The organism is Serratia montpellierensis (assembly GCF_020858655.1).
Taxonomy (GTDB): domain Bacteria; phylum Pseudomonadota; class Gammaproteobacteria; order Enterobacterales; family Enterobacteriaceae; genus Serratia; species Serratia montpellierensis.
This window is the reverse complement of record NZ_VOSN01000022.1, coordinates 217233-234336: the sequence shown is the minus strand read 5'-3', so window position 1 is coordinate 234336 and position 17104 is coordinate 217233. Positions and strand designations below refer to the sequence as shown.

Here is a 17104-nt window from a genome sequence, read left to right as displayed (position 1 = left end):
GAATTTTTGGCGGTCGCCGGCAAGTTTCTGGCGCGACGGCCACTAGTTGTATATACATATACATACGCCGACATCAACAGTAAACTGGTGTTATTATTTTTTTATTTGACGAGGTTAACGTCGTGGCTGAACAACAGACCGTGTTACAACTGGCGGCTGCAATGAGCGATGCCCCCGCCCCGATCTACCAACGGGTCAAACAGGCGATCGTGAATCAAATTCGTGCGGGGCATTGGCAACCGCACCAGCGCGTGCCCTCCGAAAGTGAACTGGTGGCGGAACTGGGCGTCAGCCGCATGACCATCAACCGCGCGCTGCGCGAGCTGACCAGCGAAGGTTTTTTGATCCGCATGCAGGGCGTCGGTACCTTCGTCGCCGAAGCCAAGGCGCATACCGCGCTGCTGGAAGTGCACAACATCGCCGATGAGATCGCCGCGCGCGGTCATCGCCACAGCAGCAAGATCCTCGAGCTGAAGGCCCGCCCGGCCAGCGAGGAAGAGGCGACGGCGCTGGGCATTCAACCCGGCCAACGGCTGTTCTACTCGCAGATCGTGCATTACGAAAATGACGTGCCGGTGCAGGTGGAAGACCGCTGCGTCAACCCGCTGGTGGCGCCGGATTACCTGAAGCAGGATTTCGACCGCGTCACGCCTTACACCTATCTGACGCAGGCCGCGCCGCTGACCGCCGGCGAACACATCGTCGAAGCGGTGATCCCCACCCGGCGCGAAAGCGAGCTGCTGCAGCTGGAAGACCACGAACCCGGCCTGCTGATCCACCGCCGCACCTGGTCCGGCAAAACCGTGGTGACCTCGGCCCGGCTGCTGTACCCCGGCAGCCGTTATCAACTGTTCGGCCGCTTCACCAGCGAAGTCTGATCCCCGGCGGGCGCGCCCTGCGCCCGCATCTCCGCTGTCGATCACATCCTGATAACAAAATCTCTCCCGCCTCTTGTGACATCCCGGTGAATGCGTTAGGTTGTTTTTAATTGTATATACAACCATGTGGGAGCTGCGGCTCCGGCGGAGGAAAGCAATGACGTCTGAGATTCACTGTGACAGCCTGTGGCACGGCGCCGATATCGTCACCATGCGCGACGGCAACTATCACACCCTGACCGACGGCGCGATCGCCGTGCGCGATGGCAAGATCGTCTGGATTGGCGAACATGCGGCGCTGCCTCCCGGCCTGATCGCGGACGAAACGGTGAAATTCAACGGCGGCATCATCACCCCCGGCTTTGTTGATTGCCACACGCACCTGGTGTTCGGCGGCAACCGCAGCGGCGAGTTCGAACAGCGGCTGAACGGCGTAAGCTACGCCGACATCGCCGCGCAGGGCGGCGGCATCATTTCCACCGTGAAAGCCACCCGCGAGGCCGACGAAGCGCTGCTGCTGGAGCAGGCGCTGTTCCGCCTGCGGCCACTGCTGGCGGAAGGCGTCACCTGCGTGGAGATCAAATCCGGTTACGGTCTCAGCCCGGAGAGCGAACTGAAAATGCTGCGCGTGGCGCGCAAGTTGGGCGAGCTGCTGCCGGTCGAGGTGAAAACCACCTGTCTGGCGGCCCATGCGCTGCCGCCGGAATACGCCAACCGCGCCGACGACTACATCACTCTGGTCTGCGACACCATGCATCCCATCCCGCAGGCGGCGGCCGCCGGCCTGGCGGATGCGGTTGACGCCTTCTGCGAGCATCTGGCGTTCTCACCGGCGCAGGTGGAGCGGGTCTTCGCCGCCGCCGAGGCCGCCGGTCTGCCGGTCAAACTGCACGCCGAGCAGCTCTCCGCCCTCGGCGGCAGCACGCTGGCGGCGCGCCATCACGCGCTCTCCGCCGACCATCTCGAATACGCCACCGAACAAGATGCCCGCGCCATGGGCGACGCCGGCACCGTGGCGGTGCTGCTGCCCGGCGCCTACTACCTGCTGCGCGAAACCCAGTGCCCGCCGGTGGAGCTGTTCCGCAAGCACCACGTGGCGATGGCGATCGCCAGCGACGCCAACCCCGGCACCTCGCCGGCGCTGTCGCTGCGTCTGATGATCAACATGGCCTGCACGCTGTTCCGCCTGACGCCGGAAGAAGCGCTGGCGGGTGTCACCACCCACGCCGCCAAAGCGCTGGGGCTGCAACACAGCCACGGCACGCTGGAAACCGGCAAGGTGGCGGACTTTGTTCACTGGCCGCTGTCGCGGCCGGCGGAACTGGCTTATTGGTTGGGCGGCCAGCTGCCCTGTACGGTGATTTTCCGAGGAGAAGTACGTCAATGACCATTCGCGATCCTTTTAGCTTCCAGACCGGCAGCCTGCCGCTGCTGATCAGCATCCCACACGCCGGCACGCAACTGACGACGGCTGTCGAGGCCGGGCTGACCGACGATGCCCGCCCGCTGCCCGATACCGACTGGCACATTCCACAGCTGTACGACTTCGCCCGGGCGATGGGCGCCAGCGTACTGGTCGGCAACTATTCGCGCTTCGTCATCGATCTGAATCGCCCGGCGGACGACAAGCCGCTGTACACCACCGCCACCACCGGCCTGTATCCCGACGTGCTGTTCGACGGCCGCCCAAGCTTCCTGCCGGGCAAAGCGCCGACGGACGCAGAACGCGCCGGTTATCTGCAGCAGATTTGGCAGCCTTATCATCAGCAGCTGCAGGACGAGCTGGCGCGCCTCAAGGCGCGGCACGGCTATGCGCTGCTGTTCGACGCGCACTCCATCGCCTCGGTGATCCCGCGGCTGTTCGACGGCAAGCTGCCGGATCTCAACCTCGGCACCAACGGCGGTGAAAGCTGCGCCCAGGCGCTGAGCGATCGGCTGGTCGCCTGCTGCGAGCAGCAACAGCAGTACACCCACGTGCTGAACGGCCGCTTCAAGGGCGGTTACATCACCCGCGCCTACGGGCTGCCGCAGCAGCAACAGCATGCGATCCAGCTCGAACTGGCGCAGGTGAACTACATGTCCGAACAATATCCTTACGCGTTCGAACCGCAGCGCGCCGCCTCGCTGCAGCGCCTGCTCAAGCAGATGATTGAAGGCCTGTTGGACGGCGCCGCCAGACTCAACTGATCCCCTCTACAGGCGCCGCCGGGCGCCTGTTTCTCCCCTTGCCTTTAGCCGTAACGTCAGCCGCAATCTGCGCGCTATATCAAAGTTTCGCGTGATTCCCCACTGACTGGTCTAAACAGCGCACAAAACAGCGGCCGACGAAAAACGCACTGCGCCACAATCAGCCGAAAAGCCCGCGCTCATCGTCAGCGCCGGGCGGCGTGTGGCCGAGCTGGCCCGTTTCGAACCATCACTCTGGAGGCCCTATGTCTGTAACACCGTTAAACTGGCGCGCTGCCGGCGCCCTCGCCGAACAATTGCTGGCAGGCTGGCAGCGGCGTGGCGAACCCGGCGGCGCCATTACCCTGTTTGACGCCGAACAACTCCGCGCCACCGCCAGCGCCGGCCTGGCCGACCTGGCGCAGAATACCCCCTTCACCGCCGACAGCGTGGTGCGCTACGCCTCCGTGACCAAGCACATCTTCGCCGCGCTGGCGCTGAAGGCCACCGGCCGCGCCATTCGGCTCGATCAGCGCCTGGGCGAACTGCTGCCCGCCCTGCAGCCTGCGCTGGCGGACGTCACCGTCGGCCAGGCGCTGGACATGACCGGCGGCCTGCCTGACGTGCGCGAGACGCTCGGCCTGCTCGGCATCTCGCTGCATGCCGTCAGCGAGGCGCAGCCGGTCATGCAGTTTGTCGAGGGGCTGGAAAGATTGAACTACGAAGCCGGCAGCGAGATCGCCTACAGCAATACCGGCTATCGGCTGCTGGAGGCCGCGCTGCGCAGCAAAGGGTATGATTTCGACCAACTGGTGCAACAGCACATCGCCCGGCCGCTGCAGGTGCAGATGCAAGCACCGGAAAGCTGGTTCGACGTGGTGCCGGGGTTGGTGCCGGGTTACTGGCGTGCGCCGCAGGGCTGGCAACACGCCAGCGCCGGTCTGCACCTTTCCGCCTCCGGCAGCCTGACCGGCAGCCTCAACGCCCTCACTCGCTGGCTGCAAACGCTGCTGGCCGACGAGGGCCCGGGCCAGGGCGTGCTGACGCAACTCGGCGCCCCGCGCCGCCTCAATCAGGGCCAGCTCAGCGCCTATGGCCTAGGGCTGGCGCAGACGCCGCTGGGCCGCCGCCGCTTGCTCGGCCACGGCGGTTCCCACGCCGGTTACAAAACCTATTTCCTGCTGGCGCCCGATCGCCAGGTCGGCGTTGCGCTGGTGGCCAACCGCGAAGACTGTGACAGTTTCGGGATGGCTTTGCAGGTCATGGCGGCGCTGCTCGGCGAACCTTTGCCGCAGCGCAGCACGGCGATCCCCGACGGCCTTTACGCCACGCTGGCCGAGCCACACTGGCTGGAGGTCAAAGACGGCAACCTGGCCTATCTGGGCAGCGGTGAGCCGCTGTATCAGGGCGAGGACGGCTACGCGGTGTCGCTGTCCGCCCATATGCCAATCAAATTGAAGTGGACCGGCGAAGCGGTCGAGGGCGAAGTCGGGCATGTGGCGCGCCGTTTTCTGCCGGTCACGGCCAACGGCGACTGCCTGAAGCATGTGCAGGGATTGTGGTATCACCCGCACTACCGCACCGCCTTTGAAATTCGCGGCGATCGGGTGCATATCGGCGTCGGCCCGGCGGCGCAGACCGGCACACTCAGCCCGCTCGGCCAGGGCCGCATGCTGGTGGAGTGCCAGGACGGCCCGTGGTTAAAACGCTTTTGCCTCTATTTCCGCGGTTACAACGTGGATCTCATCGCCAACCGCAGCCGGATGCTGACCTTCCGCCGCAGCACCGTCGGCCGCGACTGACGCTCAGCGTGCGCTTCCGGTTTTGACCGCCAGCAGCGCATCCGCCAGCCGCCGTTTGTCGGCGGCGCTAAGATTCACTTGATCGACAGATGCCATAAACGCCGCCCGATCCGCCTCGCCGAACGGGCCGGCGCGCAGCCGCTCCGCCAGCTGTTGCAATATCTGGCTGCTCAACCGCGCAATCTGCAGGCGCACCTGCGCCAACGGGCGCGGCTGCCAACCGGATTCCGGGCTCGCCAACCAGTCTGCGCGATAGCGATACTGAATCGCCTTGGCGGCGTCCATCTGCGCGGCGATAAAAGGCCGCACCGACGCCGGATCAAGCCCCAAACGCCCCGCCTCCGCCTGCGCGCTGGCCAACACCTTCGCCTCCTGCGCCAGGTCTTCGATCGGCAAATGCTGCTGGGCCTTGTAGCCGGCAACGTCTTTCATCAACGACAGCCGTTGGTTCACCCGCTCGCCGAGGGCGGCGGCGCCGTCCGCCAACGCCGGAAAACTGGTCAAACAACAGGCTATCAATAACGCCCTGAACATGGCACCACCCTTATGATGCAGTGAAAACGTCAGGCCTGAAGTTCACCACGTCCGCCCCGCGCTGGCAAATAAAAAGGCCCCGCCACAGCGAGGCCCGATAACGCTCGACAGGCGTTAGTCGAACACGCCGTTGATGACGGAGGCCACAATCGCGGTGCTGAGTGCGACCAGCACCAGATCGTCACCGGCAATACGCCACTCATACCCCGGGTACTGCGGCAGCTCACGCAGCATAGAGCGCGGCACCATTTTTTTGGCGATGCCCGGCGGCAGCGGTTTACCGCGCGCCAGATTCTTGGCGATGCCCGGCGGCAGCGAACGGTAGCCGGTCAGGCCATAGTTATGCGCCAGCGAACGGGCGCGATCGCGCGAGAGGTTGACGGTGATCAGATTGTCGTCGTTGCGATAAACGCCGCTATCATAAGGGTCTTTATTGCCTTTGTTACCGTGATTGCCGTTATTACCATGGTTACCGCTGTTACCATGGCCATTACCGTTGCCGCCCTTATCAGCCAGAGCCGGAGCGGATGACAACCCCAGCGACGCGATCAGCGCCAACACCGTGAGGGTCGTACGACGTTTGCTCATGTTGTGTATTCCTGCGTGGGTGACGCTATTGACTATAGCGGGCCTTTCCCAGACGAAGTATAAGGAAAACTCCGAGATGATGGCGCGCGTGACGGCAGACGCGCCAAAATCTTGTTTTAACGCAAAACACCTCGAAAATGCCGATACTTACCTCAGATTTTTCTTGAAGAAAAATAAGCCTTGCGCTAGCGTGGGAAGGTAACAAAAAAGAGTTAGCATGCTCTTTTTCGTCGCACCTCAAATCTTATTCTTATCATCCATAATGATAATAGCGAACACTTCCCGCCTCTCCGTGCGGGATTCTTTTTCCCGCCGAAGTCGCCCTAACCGGGTGCTTTATGTTGAGATTTAGTTGCCGATAATTTACATTCGCTGTCTGAGAAACCTCAACCTCCCGCGGTGGCCAGGCTGGCAACGGGTGGGCGTTCAGGAGCAAAAGACGTGCAAATGACCCTCATGGAATACATCACTCGACACTTTAACGGCGATCTTCATCGTTACGCGCAGTCGGAAGGCGTCAGCCGTGAACAAATCATTAGTTGGATAAATAATGAATGTCACGTGATCAAAGGCAGGCTGTTTATGCCGGTGAAGCATCTCCCGGTCGAACAAGCCCAGTGATGACGAAAAAAAACCCCGCCAAGCGGGGTTTTCTGTTTCTGATAGCACGGAAAATCAGAAGTTATAGCCAACCACGAGGTAATAACCCCAGCCGGTAGACTTGATCGGGCCCTGCGGGGTGCCGATATCCGCGCCATCCTGCCACTGGCCGCCGTTATGGAAATAACGCGCCACGAAAGAATAGTGCCAGTGATCGTAGTTCAGCGCCAAAATATGGCTGGAGGCGATCGAGTTGCCGGTGCGCACCTGTTTGCCGGTGCCGTCAACCCAATGGCTGTCCTTGCCCAGATCGGAACCAAAGTCGAAGTTGGTGAAGCCGATGTAGCTCAGGTTGCCGCCCCACACCTGGGTCAACGGCACGAAGTATTTCACCTTGAAGCGGTAACCGTCCCAGCTGTTCTCGTTGGCAGCCTGGTAGTTTTCCCACTGGTATTTGGCATAGATGTTCATCGACAGGCTCATCGGCAGGCCGGTGTCGATATCGGTGCCCAGACCCATGTACCAGGTGTTCTGACGGCCGTCGGCGTTGTGGCCCAGATCATAAATGTAGTTGTTGGCGAAGTACCACTCTTTGAACGGACCGAAGCTCAGATCGGTGCCGGTCAGCTTGTCGATGGAGAAACGCGGTTCGATCTCCATAAACATTGGGGAACCTTTGTCCCAGATGCCGCGATCCGGGGTGTTGCCCACGCCGAAGAACTTCGGCACGTCAACGTAGCCGTAGAAATCGAACCAGTCTTTCTTGGCGAAGGCTTCGTATTCGAGATACACGTCGTTATTCAGTTGCGGCCCGAAGCGGGTGTGGTAGCTGCCCACCACGTTGACGCTCTGGTGCCACCAGTCGGAGACATATTGACTGTCTTTGCTATCAGCCATTGATGATGCACTGTAAGACGCTGCGAGCAGTACACCTGCTGCGAGAGCTATTTTTTTCATTTTATTACCACATGCTTAAAGGGCCATTTCCTGCCCGTTTAGAAAAGATGACAATGAGTCTGCCGACACCTGGCGTTGTCTTCACACAGAAACTCGGATGACGCGCGCATTATAGAAACCACTGACTGTAAGAATCTGTGATCCAGTTACGCATTTCGCGAATAGGTAATCGATTGCGTTCACATTTGTCAAATTATGTTTCATGCAAATTCACATTCGCTGTGATTTTAGTCATGCACATCGATTTTTAGCGCAATTTTTGAGCCAACTGTCATCAACCGGCAATGGAGAGGAGTACAGCATTCAAGCGGGGAAATGCCGGCGAAAACTCGCCGGCGAGAGAGAAGCAGCAGCCGATCACGCTGGCCACATCGAACGACGAATGAGGCTGCAAAAATTACCGCGAACAAAGCTCGGTTCCTTATCCGCCAGCACGTCCGCTTTGACGTTGCCGAAGGTACTGTCCGGCTTATGTCGAATCCCGTCGTAAAATGCCTGGATAATCGCTTCCTTGAAGTTTTCCCCACGGGGATGCATCGCCACTACCTGCTCTCGCAGCGCCGAGTCATAGCCCTGGTAATTGATCCCCAGCACATCCATCTCTACCCCCGCCGTCACCAGCGCAATCAGCGGGTGCATGTATTCCGGGATCCCCGGCGTGGTGTGTAACGCGATCGCCGTCCATACCCGATCGATATCCTGACGGCTAACCCCATGCTCGCGTAAAAACTCGGCCGCTGCATCGGCGCCGTCCACTTCGAAACGTTTGTCGCAGCTGCAATGATCGTGCGTCAGTCCCATATCGTGGAACAGACAGCCGACGTACAGCAGTTCAGGATCGTAAGCCAGCTTGCGCTGCCGCCCGGCCAGCGCCGCCCAGTAATACACCCGGCTGGAGTGGTGAAACAGCAGCTCCGATTCGGTGTCGCGCACTAACTCAGTCGCCTGGCGCGCCATCGCGCTATCGGGCACGCAGATGCCGTTGAGGGTTAAACTCATAATTCTATTCTCCCGTTGTCTGGAACCCGGTCAGATTAGGCGTTACACTGAATGTCCTCAATCATCATTAATAAACGATTAAGGACATCCCCCATTCATCGGGATATCGCATGCCATGAGTAAAACCATCGTTATTCTCGCCGTGCCACAGGTGCAGCTGCTGGACGTTTCCGGCCCGCTGGATGTTTTCGCCGAGGCCAATCTGCAAGCCGGCTATACGGCCTATCATCTGCAGGTAGTCGGAAAGACGCTGGCACCGATCGTGTCCTCATCCGGCGTCAAACTCGTACCGGATCTCGCCATCACTCAATGGCGTGAACAGGCGATCGACACGTTGCTCATCGCCGGCGCACCGGGTATCGCCGACGGCCAAAGCGAAACGCGCACGCTGGACTGGCTACGCAGAGTGGTACCCCGCGCCCGCCGCTACGGCTCGGTGTGCAGCGGCGCTTTTCTGCTGGCGGAGGCCGGCCTGCTGGATGGGCGGCAAATTACCACCCACTGGGCGGTGGCCGACCAATTGTCTCGCCGCTATCCCCAGGTCTCGGTGGATAAAGACGCCATTTATGTGCGCGATGGGCGCCTGCAGACTGCCGCTGGCGTGACCTCAGGGCTGGATCTGGCGCTGATGATGGTGGAAGACGATTTAGGGCGTGAGATCGCACAGCGAGTCGCGGCCCAGCTGGTGATGTTTTTCCGCCGTCCCGGCGGGCAGATGCAATTCAGCTATCGGGAACAGGCGACCCTGGCCGGGCGCTCAATGCTGCAGGAAGTGCAACGCTGGGCGATCGACAATATCGGGTTGCCACACAACGTCGCCAGCCTGGCGGAACGCGCCGGCGTCACCCCGCGGCATTTCAGCAGGCTGTTCAGCAACGAGGTCGGCACCTCTCCCGCTAAATGGCTCGAGGAAGCCCGCATCGCCGAAGCGCGCAGGCTATTGGAACAAGGCGTATTGGCGCCAAAACAGGTGGCGGCACATTGTGGGTTTTCCAGTACGGAGCTGATGCGGCGGGCATTTATCCGCCGGCTGGGGGTAACGCCGGCGGACTATCGTAAAATGTTTCTCAGTAAACAACTGCGGCGCAAAGGCTGAGATCAGTTCACCGCCGGCACCGCCTTAGCGATGTTTTCCTGGCGGAACGCCACCTCCTCGCCGTTTTTCACCTCCCAGCTGGCGACCGGAATATCGGTCTTGGGCGCCGCCGCGACGACGGAACCGTAAATCAGCTTGTCGTCGCGACGCAAAATATAAACGTCGAGCTGATATTCATGCCGAAGATTCGCCGTGGTCAGGCGCACGGTATCGCCACGCTCATAATGATGCGCGTCGATTTCGGGTTGCTGAATAAATTGAATGTCGCTTCTCATCGTCGTCGTTCCTTCAGGCAATATGGCTAGTTAAATTCTAGTTCAACATTGCGCCGACGGCGGATAATTTCCGTTAATTTCCACGGGTTGCCCGCCAACAGATCAGCGAGCCGAGAGTCACCATCGCCACGCCCTGCCAGAAATTGGCGGTCAGCGAGGTGTGCAACACCAGCGCGGCGAACACCGCCGACAGCACCGGAGTAAAATAAGAGACGGTGGCCAGCAGCGTCATGTTGCCGTGCAGAATGCCGACGTTCCAGGCGGCATACCCCGCCCCCATCGCCACCCCGGCGCAAAGCAGCGTCACGGTCACGCCGAGGCTGAACTGCATGCCGCTTTCCGCGCTGAAGGCATACTTCAGCCACAGCGCCAGCGCGGTCAGCACGATGAACAGCACCACGCCGTTGCTGCCCTGGGCAATCTTCTTGGTCAGGTTGCAGTACAGCGCCCAGATCACCGCGCCGCTGAACGCCAGCCCGTAGCTGAGCGGATTGCTGCGCACGTTGGCCAGCATTTGCGCCGGCGACCAGCCGCCCTCGCCGCTCATGATCCAGCCGATGCCGAACAGCGACAGCAGCAGCCCCGGCAGCAGCCACCATTTCGCCTTTTGCCCGTTTATCACCAGCGCCATCAGCACGGTGAAACAGGGCCACAGGTAGTTGATCATGCCCACTTCTATCGCCTGCAGGCGGGTATTGGCGTAGCCGAGCGACAGCGACAGGCAGATCTCGTAGCTGACGAACAGCAGGCTGCCGAGGATGAGATAAGGCCGCGGAAAGCTGCGCCATTTCGGCACGCCGAGCGCCACCAGCAAGAACACTGCGCTGACGCTGTAGATCATCGCCGCACCGCCGATCGGCCCCAGCCCTTCGCTGACGCTGCGGATCAGGCCGACCACGCTGCTCCACAACACAATGGCCAACAAACCGAACAGCGTGGCGCGGGTACGCGAGGGCAAAGCAGGCATAAGACAGGTCCAATGGGTTATTTTTTATCAGGTTTTTCACTCTACTGCCGCACGCGCCAAAAAGAAAGGCGGGAAACTCCCGCCTGTGAATTTATTGCTGCGGTTGCCGCTCCAGCTGCGGCGGCGGCTGGCGAAAGCGTCGGGTCAACCAGGCCAAATAGCCGAAGCCCAGCGTCGCCCAGATAAGCCCCATGGTCAGCGAGCTTTTCTCCAGGTTCAGCCACAGCACCCCTACTGTCAGCGCCCCCACCAGCGGCAGGAACAGGAAGTTGAACCGATCCTTCCAGCTTTTGTTGCGCCCTTCGCGAATGAAGAAGTGGCTGATCACCGACAGGTTGACGAAGGTAAAGGCCACCAGCGCGCCAAAGTTGATCAGCGCCGTGGCCGTCACCAGATCGAACGACAGCGCCGACAGCGCCACCAGCCCGACCATCAGCACGTTCAGCGCCGGGGTGCGCCATTTAGGGTGGATGTAGCCGAAGAATTTCTCCGGGAACACGTTATCGCGCCCCATCACGTACAGCAGGCGCGACACGCTGGCGTGCGACGCCAGGCCGGAGGCCAGCGTATTGATAAAGGTCACGCACAGGAAGATCGATTGGAACAGCTTGCCGCCGACGTACAGCGCGATCTCCGGCAATGCCGCGTCGGGCTGGTGGAAGCGTTGAATGGACGGGAAAAACAGCTGAATGAAGAACGACACGCTGATAAAGATCACCCCGCCGTACAGCGCGGTCAGGAAGATGGCGCGCGGGATCACCCTGGCGGCGTCGGGCGTCTCTTCGCACAGCGTAGTCACCGCATCGAAGCCGAGGAACGAGAAGCACAGGATAGTGGCGCCAGTAATGATCGGCAGCAGGTGCGCATTTTCACTGAGGAACGGTCGTAGGCTCCACACCGTGCCCATCCCCTCGCCGTTGTGCAGGCCGCGCACCACCAGATAGATGAACACCAGAATGATCGCCACCTGCGCCAAGACGAACAGGGTATTGAAGTTGGCCACCAGATTGACGCTTTTCAGGTTGATGGCGGTAATCAGGATAACGAAACCCACCACCCACACCCAGGGCGGCACCTCCGGGAACAGCGCGGTCAGGTAAATTTTCGCCAGCAGCGTGTTGATCATCGGCAGGAACAGATAATCGAGCAGCGACGACCACCCCACCAGAAAACCGACGTGCGGGTTGATCGCCTTTTGCGCATAGGTATAGGCGGAGCCGGCGGTGGGAAACTGGCGCACCAGTTTGCCGTAGCTGATGGCGGTGAACAGCACGCCGGCCAGCGCCAGCAGATAGGAGGTCGGCACGTGGCCGTCGGTGAGGCCGGAAACGATGCCGAAGGTATCGAACACCGTCATCGGCGTCAGATAGGCCAGGCCCATCATCACCACCTGCCACAGCTTGAGGGATTTGCGCAGCTGCGGTTTGCCCGCCGGGCCGCCGTCGATGGCTTTAATCGTCATGGCATTTCCCCTCTTGGTCCTCTGCTGTCAACCGTGCAACGTCATTCAGAGAGGCCGCAGGGAAACTGCTGCTCAGGCGGCGGGAAAAACGGGTTGAGATCGCTGTCGGGCGGCCGGCGACCGGCCCGTAGGCACTGCGGCACAGGCAAACGTCTGCGCAGGGGGATGACTGAGTCATGGTTATTTCCTCGTCGGCGTCCTGTACGCCGTGATAGAAGAAATTCTGTACCGCAGCGCGCAGCCTCGCCGGCCACAGGAGAGCCGATGAAATGCGCCGGACGCGCGCGGTCGTCGCAGAGTGAGCGGGATCAGGCGTTTTTCAACATCCACTCGATTTCGGTTTCGGTGATCAGGCGCTCGAACTGCACCAGCTCATCGGTTTTGCAGGCCAGGTAGACGTGGCTGAAGCGTTCGCCCAGCAGTGCATTGAGCACCGGCTGATGTTCGAATTCGTACAGCGCGTCGCTCTGGCGAATCGGGAACGGCAGCCCGTCCTGCTCCAGCCCGTTGCCGGTCACCGGCTCAGGCAGCGGCAGCGCGCTTTCCAGACCGTAAACGATGCCGGCCAGAATGGTCGCCATCACCAGATAAGGGTTGGCGTCGGCACCCGCCACGCGGTACTCCACGCGGTGGTTATCGCGATCGCCGCAGGGAATGCGCAGCGCCACGGTGCGGTTGTTATGCCCCCAGGAAGCCTGGGTCGGCACATACATGCCGGGCTGGAAGCGACGGTAGGCGTTGACGTTCGGCGCCAGCAGCGCCATCGAAGACGGCATCAGGGCGATCATGCCCGCCAGCGCCTGTTTCAGCAGCGCCGAATCTTCACCGTCGTCGTCGGCGAACACGTTGTTGCCCTGCGCGTTCAGCATGCTGATGTGTACGTGCATGCCGCTGCCGGCGTGCTCCTCATACGGCTTGGCCATAAAGGTCGCCTGCATGTTGTGGTTCTCGGCCACCATGCGCACCAGCCGCTTCAGCGCCAGCGCGTGATCGCAGGCCTGCAGCACGTCGTCGGTATGGTGCAGGTTGACCTCGAACTGCCCCGGCGACGCCTCCGCCACCGCGCCGTCCGCCGGAATGCCCTGCAAACGCGCCAGTTCGTCGATCTCGCTCAGCACGTCGGCGAAATGGTTGAGGTTATCGACGGAGTACACCTGGCTTTGGGTGTTGCGCTCTTGCGTGCCCGGCGCGCACGGCGGCTGCAGATAGCCCTCCGCGTCGCGTTGACGATCGATGAGATAGAACTCCAACTCTACCGCTACCACGGGGGAAAGCCCGCGCTGACGCAAACGCTGCCACACTCGGTTCAGCACATTGCGCGGTTCAACGTCAAAGGGAGTGCCATCTTCATCCAACATGGTGAGCAGCACCTGCGCGATATATTGCGGGTCCGCCGCCGACGGCGTCAGCGTGCCCGGTACCGGCACGCACACGTGATCCGGCTCGCCCAACTCCTGCCCCAGCCCGGCCTCTTCCACCACGTTGCCGAGAATATCCATCGCAAATACCGATGCCGGGAAGTAACAGCCCTTCTCCAGTTTGTTCAGGCCGCCGACCGGGATGCGTTTGCCGCGGAAGCTGCCGTTCAGATCGGTCAACAGTACGTCGACATGTTGGGTTAACGGATAACGTTCCAGATACTTCTTCACTTCGCGCTGGAACGCGCTACTTCGTCTCTCTTCACTGTGCTGAACAAAGTTTTCCACTTCTACGATGTTGGTCTGCATGGTTCACCCGCCGTTTGTGTTTTGCTGTCGTCGATGTTTATTGACCGTATTGTTCAATATAATGCCCACAAATGAAACGTAGATGAAACAAATTTGTTTTGCAAGTGTTACTTTTGGTTTGAATATTGCCCAATCGACTGCTAGATTTATAGAATATTGAACGAAATCGGCGGTGGAGAAGCTTATCGTTCATAATTTCGAACGTACCAAGGGGATAGCATGGACAATATATTTAACAGACCAGTCATTGGCGTCGTCATGTGCAGGTATAGGTTAAACGGGCACCTCACACAGACCTTGCAAGAAAAGTACCTGAATGCCGTTATCACCGCCGGCGGCTTGCCGATCGCCCTGCCACACGCGCTGGCGGAGCCGGAAATGCTGGCAGCAGTTCTGCCGCGCCTCGACGGCATTTTGCTGCCGGGCAGCCCCAGTAATGTGCAGCCGCACCTTTATGGTGAAAACGGCGATGAGCCTGACGCCGATCCTGGCCGAGACGCGTTGAGCCTGGCGCTGATCCGCCAGGCATTCGACAGGCGCATTCCCCTTTTCGCCATTTGCCGCGGCATGCAGGAGATGGTGGTCGCCACCCAAGGCACCCTGCATCGCCGCCTGTACGAACTGCCCGAGCTGCTGGAGCATCGTGAAGATCACGACCTGCCGCTGGAACAGCAATACGCCCCCGCCCACGAAGTCATCGTTCAGGAAGGGGGGCTGCTTTCGCAACTGATACCGGATTGCAACAGATTCTGGGTGAACTCGCTGCACGGCCAGGGCGCCAAAACCCTGGGCGCGAGCGTTCGCATCGAGGCGCACGCCGCCGACGGGCTGGTGGAGGCGATCAGCGTGCGCGATCAGCCCTTCGCGCTCGGCGTGCAGTGGCACCCGGAGTGGAACAGCGACGAGTACGCCCTGTCGCGCCTGTTGTTTGATGGTTTCATTACCGCCTGTCGGAACTATCAAAAGGAAAAACGCCCATGAGCGACGTCAGCTTGGCACCGGGAAAACGTCTGTCGCAGATCCGTCAACAATTAGGGTTGTCGCAGCGCCGGGTCGCCGAACTGTCTGGGTTAACCCACAGCGCCATCAGTACTATCGAGCAAGATAAGGTCAGCCCGGCCATCAGCACGCTGCAAAAGCTGCTGACGGTGTACGGTCTGTCGCTGTCGGCGTTTTTCGCCGAGCCGGAAAAACCGGCTGAGCCACAGATCGTGATAGACAGCGACGACCTGATCGAAATCGGCAGCCAGGGCGTTTCGATGAAGCTGATCCACAACGGCGACCCGAACCGCACGCTGGCAATGATGATCGAGACCTACGAACCGGGCACCACCACCGGCGAGCGCATCAAACACCAAGGGGAAGAGATTGGCACGCTGCTGGAGGGCGAAGTGGTGCTGCAGGTCAACGGCCAGAGCTATCACCTGCTGGCCGGGCAGAGCTACGCCATCAATACCGGCATCCCCCACAGTTTCAGCAACACGTCGGCGCGCATTTGCCGGATTATCAGCGCCCATACGCCGACGACATTCTGATCAACGGAGCCACGCATGAACTTTCACCACTTGCAGTATTGGCAACAACGGGCGCAGGCCCTGAAGATTGAGCACCAGCTGTTTATCGACGGCCGCTACCAGCCGGCCGCCGCGGGGAAATGTTTCGCCGTGGAAGATCCCGCCGGCCGCCGTGAGCTGGCGCAGGTCGCGCGTGGTGAAGCCGCCGACATCGATCGGGCGGTCAGCGCGGCGCGCGCCGCCTTTGAGCGTGGCGACTGGGCGCAGGCCGCCCCGGCGCAGCGCAAAGCCACGCTGCTGCGCTTCGCCGATCTGATGGAGCAGCATCACGAAGAGCTGGCGCTGCTGGAAACGCTGGACACCGGCAAACCCATCCGCCACAGCCTGCGCGACGACGTGCCGGGCGCCATCCGCTGCATCCGCTGGTACGCCGAAGCGATCGATAAGGTCTACGGCGAAATCGCCCCCACCGGCCGCGAGGCGCTGGCGCTGATCGAGCGCGAGCCGATCGGCGTGGTCGGCGCCATCGTGCCCTGGAACTTCCCGCTGTTGCTGGCCTGCTGGAAACTCGGCCCGGCGCTGGCCGCCGGCAACAGCGTGGTGCTTAAACCCTCCGAAAAATCGCCGCTGAGCGCCATCCTGCTCGCTAAACTGGCGCAGCAGGCCGGGCTGCCGGACGGCGTGCTGAACGTGGTGCCCGGCTATGGCCACGACGCCGGCAAGGCGCTGGCGCTGCACCGCGACGTCGACGCCCTCACCTTCACCGGCTCTACCCTGGTGGCGAAACAGCTGATGATTTACGCCGGCGAATCGAACATGAAACGCGTCTGGCTGGAGGCCGGCGGCAAGAGCGCCAACATCGTCTTCGCCGACTGTCCGGATCTCGATCAGGCCGCACGCAGCGCCGCCGCCGGCATCTTCTACAATCAGGGGCAGGTGTGCATCGCCGGCACTCGCCTGCTGGTCGAAGCGAGCATTGAGCAAGCGTTCCTGCAAGCGCTGCGCAAACACGCGGCGGCCTTCGTCCCCGGCGATCCGCTCGATCCCGACACGGTGATGGGCACGCTGATCGACAGCGGCCACTGCGAAAAAGTGGCCGGCTATATCGATCGGGGGCTGAGCCAGGGCGCCGCGCTGTTCCTCGACGGACGCGACCATCCGCAGGGCGACCACGCAGGCTACCTGGGGCCGACTATCCTCACCCAGGTGAACAACGCCATGAGCGTCGCACGCGATGAAATCTTCGGCCCAGTGTTGGCGGTGACCACCTTCGACGGCGAGCAACAGGCACTGCAGCTGGCCAACGACAGCGACTACGGCCTCGGCGCCGCGGTCTGGACCCGCGATCTGGCGCGTGCGCACCGCATGGCGCGCCAGCTGAAAGCCGGCACGGTATTCGTCAACAACTACAACGACGGCGACATGACCGTGCCGTTCGGCGGCTACAAGCAGAGCGGCAACGGCCGCGACAAATCGCTGCACGCGCTGGACAAATTCACCGAATTGAAAACCACCTGGATCTCGCTGGAATAAGGGCTT

At 61.2% G+C, this 17104-nt stretch carries 17 protein-coding genes; 9 read left to right on the top strand and 8 right to left on the bottom strand.

What is annotated here, in order from left to right; translation table 11 throughout:
- Positions 1-122 precede the first annotated feature (122 nt).
- The 4 genes from hutC to FUU19_RS23330 all read left to right on the top strand — a co-directional run bounded on the left by hutC (position 123) and on the right by FUU19_RS23330 (position 4846).
- A complete protein-coding gene (gene hutC, locus FUU19_RS23345) occupies positions 123-878 on the top strand; it encodes a histidine utilization transcriptional repressor HutC (protein ID WP_025302564.1) in 756 nt (251 codons plus the stop codon).
- A gap of 157 nt (positions 879-1035) precedes the next feature.
- Positions 1036-2265, top strand: coding sequence for an imidazolonepropionase (hutI, locus tag FUU19_RS23340; protein ID WP_230507389.1), 1230 nt, complete (start codon positions 1036-1038; stop codon positions 2263-2265).
- Positions 2262-3065 (top strand): N-formylglutamate deformylase, encoded by an 804-nt coding sequence (gene hutG, locus FUU19_RS23335; RefSeq protein WP_230490485.1) that lies wholly within the window; start codon positions 2262-2264, stop codon positions 3063-3065. Before hutI ends, hutG begins: the two co-directional genes overlap by 4 nt.
- A gap of 245 nt (positions 3066-3310) precedes the next feature.
- The gene (locus FUU19_RS23330; RefSeq protein WP_141969255.1) at positions 3311-4846 is read left to right on the top strand and encodes a serine hydrolase domain-containing protein; all 1536 of its coding nucleotides are present in this window, start codon (positions 3311-3313) and stop codon (positions 4844-4846) included.
- A gap of 3 nt (positions 4847-4849) precedes the next feature.
- On the opposite strand, the gene FUU19_RS23325 is transcribed toward FUU19_RS23330, so the two are convergent.
- Entirely contained in the window at positions 4850-5380 is a 531-nt protein-coding gene (locus tag FUU19_RS23325; protein ID WP_230490484.1) for a chorismate mutase, read from the bottom strand.
- A gap of 114 nt (positions 5381-5494) precedes the next feature.
- Positions 5495-5968 carry an anti-virulence regulator CigR family protein gene (locus tag FUU19_RS23320; protein ID WP_197833904.1) on the bottom strand — a complete coding sequence of 158 codons (474 nt, stop codon included), beginning with the start codon at positions 5966-5968 and terminating at the stop codon, positions 5495-5497.
- Positions 5969-6409: 441 nt separating this feature from the next.
- Here FUU19_RS23320 and FUU19_RS23315 point away from each other — a divergent pair, with 441 nt between their 5' ends.
- On the top strand, positions 6410-6589 hold the full coding sequence (locus FUU19_RS23315) for a hypothetical protein (protein ID WP_025160261.1): 180 nt from the start codon (positions 6410-6412) through the stop codon (positions 6587-6589).
- 54 nt (positions 6590-6643) lie between these two features.
- Here the strand turns inward: FUU19_RS23315 and FUU19_RS23310 are convergent, their stop codons facing one another.
- Together FUU19_RS23310 and FUU19_RS23305 are read right to left on the bottom strand one after the other, a co-directional pair.
- On the bottom strand, positions 6644-7525 hold the full coding sequence (locus tag FUU19_RS23310; protein WP_070914894.1) for a nucleoside-specific channel-forming protein Tsx: 882 nt from the start codon (positions 7523-7525) through the stop codon (positions 6644-6646).
- A 357-nt stretch (positions 7526-7882) separates the two neighbouring features.
- On the bottom strand, positions 7883-8524 hold the full coding sequence (locus tag FUU19_RS23305; protein ID WP_197833905.1) for an HD domain-containing protein: 642 nt from the start codon (positions 8522-8524) through the stop codon (positions 7883-7885).
- Between the two features lie 115 nt (positions 8525-8639).
- Between FUU19_RS23305 and FUU19_RS23300 the strand changes: the two genes are divergently transcribed.
- Complete coding sequence (locus tag FUU19_RS23300) at positions 8640-9620, top strand: GlxA family transcriptional regulator (RefSeq protein ID WP_141969263.1); 981 nt, start codon at positions 8640-8642, stop codon at positions 9618-9620.
- A 2-nt stretch (positions 9621-9622) separates the two neighbouring features.
- On the opposite strand, the gene FUU19_RS23295 is transcribed toward FUU19_RS23300, so the two are convergent.
- The 4 genes from FUU19_RS23295 to FUU19_RS23280 form a co-directional block, all read right to left on the bottom strand.
- On the bottom strand, positions 9623-9895 hold the full coding sequence (locus tag FUU19_RS23295; RefSeq protein WP_049272745.1) for a hypothetical protein: 273 nt from the start codon (positions 9893-9895) through the stop codon (positions 9623-9625).
- Positions 9896-9968: 73 nt separating this feature from the next.
- Positions 9969-10862, bottom strand: a complete 894-nt coding sequence (yddG, locus tag FUU19_RS23290) for an aromatic amino acid DMT transporter YddG (RefSeq protein WP_230490483.1) — start codon at positions 10860-10862, stop codon at positions 9969-9971.
- 91 nt (positions 10863-10953) lie between these two features.
- Complete coding sequence (locus tag FUU19_RS23285) at positions 10954-12324, bottom strand: APC family permease (RefSeq protein WP_197833908.1); 1371 nt, start codon at positions 12322-12324, stop codon at positions 10954-10956.
- A gap of 308 nt (positions 12325-12632) precedes the next feature.
- On the bottom strand, positions 12633-14051 hold the full coding sequence (locus tag FUU19_RS23280) for a glutamine synthetase family protein (protein WP_173888679.1): 1419 nt from the start codon (positions 14049-14051) through the stop codon (positions 12633-12635).
- 219 nt (positions 14052-14270) lie between these two features.
- Here FUU19_RS23280 and puuD point away from each other — a divergent pair, with 219 nt between their 5' ends.
- From puuD to puuC, 3 genes are read left to right on the top strand one after another with little or no spacing between them, the layout of a single operon-like run.
- The gene (puuD, locus tag FUU19_RS23275; protein ID WP_230507386.1) at positions 14271-15032 is read left to right on the top strand and encodes a gamma-glutamyl-gamma-aminobutyrate hydrolase; all 762 of its coding nucleotides are present in this window, start codon (positions 14271-14273) and stop codon (positions 15030-15032) included.
- Positions 15029-15586: an HTH-type transcriptional regulator PuuR gene (puuR, locus tag FUU19_RS23270; protein WP_016928041.1), complete on the top strand. Its 558-nt coding sequence runs from the start codon at positions 15029-15031 to the stop codon at positions 15584-15586. The genes puuD and puuR overlap by 4 nt, the downstream gene beginning before the upstream one ends.
- 15 nt (positions 15587-15601) lie before the next feature.
- The gene (puuC, locus tag FUU19_RS23265; RefSeq protein ID WP_230490481.1) at positions 15602-17098 is read left to right on the top strand and encodes an aldehyde dehydrogenase PuuC; all 1497 of its coding nucleotides are present in this window, start codon (positions 15602-15604) and stop codon (positions 17096-17098) included.
- The last annotated feature ends 6 nt before the right edge of the window (positions 17099-17104 follow it).

What these genes read in the sequence shown, in the direction of transcription:
- hutI (WP_230507389.1), top strand. Translation starts at nt 1,036, where the DNA reads ATGACGTCTGAGATTCACTGTGACAGCCTGTGGCACGGCGCCGATATC.
- hutG (WP_230490485.1), top strand. Translation starts at nt 2,262, where the DNA reads ATGACCATTCGCGATCCTTTTAGCTTCCAGACCGGCAGCCTGCCGCTG.
- FUU19_RS23330 (WP_141969255.1), top strand. Translation starts at nt 3,311, where the DNA reads ATGTCTGTAACACCGTTAAACTGGCGCGCTGCCGGCGCCCTCGCCGAA.
- FUU19_RS23325 (WP_230490484.1), bottom strand. Translation starts at nt 5,380, where the DNA reads ATGTTCAGGGCGTTATTGATAGCCTGTTGTTTGACCAGTTTTCCGGCG.
- FUU19_RS23320 (WP_197833904.1), bottom strand. Translation starts at nt 5,968, where the DNA reads ATGAGCAAACGTCGTACGACCCTCACGGTGTTGGCGCTGATCGCGTCG.
- FUU19_RS23310 (WP_070914894.1), bottom strand. Translation starts at nt 7,525, where the DNA reads ATGAAAAAAATAGCTCTCGCAGCAGGTGTACTGCTCGCAGCGTCTTAC.
- FUU19_RS23305 (WP_197833905.1), bottom strand. Translation starts at nt 8,524, where the DNA reads ATGAGTTTAACCCTCAACGGCATCTGCGTGCCCGATAGCGCGATGGCG.
- FUU19_RS23300 (WP_141969263.1), top strand. Translation starts at nt 8,640, where the DNA reads ATGAGTAAAACCATCGTTATTCTCGCCGTGCCACAGGTGCAGCTGCTG.
- FUU19_RS23295 (WP_049272745.1), bottom strand. Translation starts at nt 9,895, where the DNA reads ATGAGAAGCGACATTCAATTTATTCAGCAACCCGAAATCGACGCGCAT.
- yddG (WP_230490483.1), bottom strand. Translation starts at nt 10,862, where the DNA reads ATGCCTGCTTTGCCCTCGCGTACCCGCGCCACGCTGTTCGGTTTGTTG.
- FUU19_RS23285 (WP_197833908.1), bottom strand. Translation starts at nt 12,324, where the DNA reads ATGACGATTAAAGCCATCGACGGCGGCCCGGCGGGCAAACCGCAGCTG.
- FUU19_RS23280 (WP_173888679.1), bottom strand. Translation starts at nt 14,051, where the DNA reads ATGCAGACCAACATCGTAGAAGTGGAAAACTTTGTTCAGCACAGTGAA.
- puuD (WP_230507386.1), top strand. Translation starts at nt 14,271, where the DNA reads ATGGACAATATATTTAACAGACCAGTCATTGGCGTCGTCATGTGCAGG.
- puuR (WP_016928041.1), top strand. Translation starts at nt 15,029, where the DNA reads ATGAGCGACGTCAGCTTGGCACCGGGAAAACGTCTGTCGCAGATCCGT.
- puuC (WP_230490481.1), top strand. Translation starts at nt 15,602, where the DNA reads ATGAACTTTCACCACTTGCAGTATTGGCAACAACGGGCGCAGGCCCTG.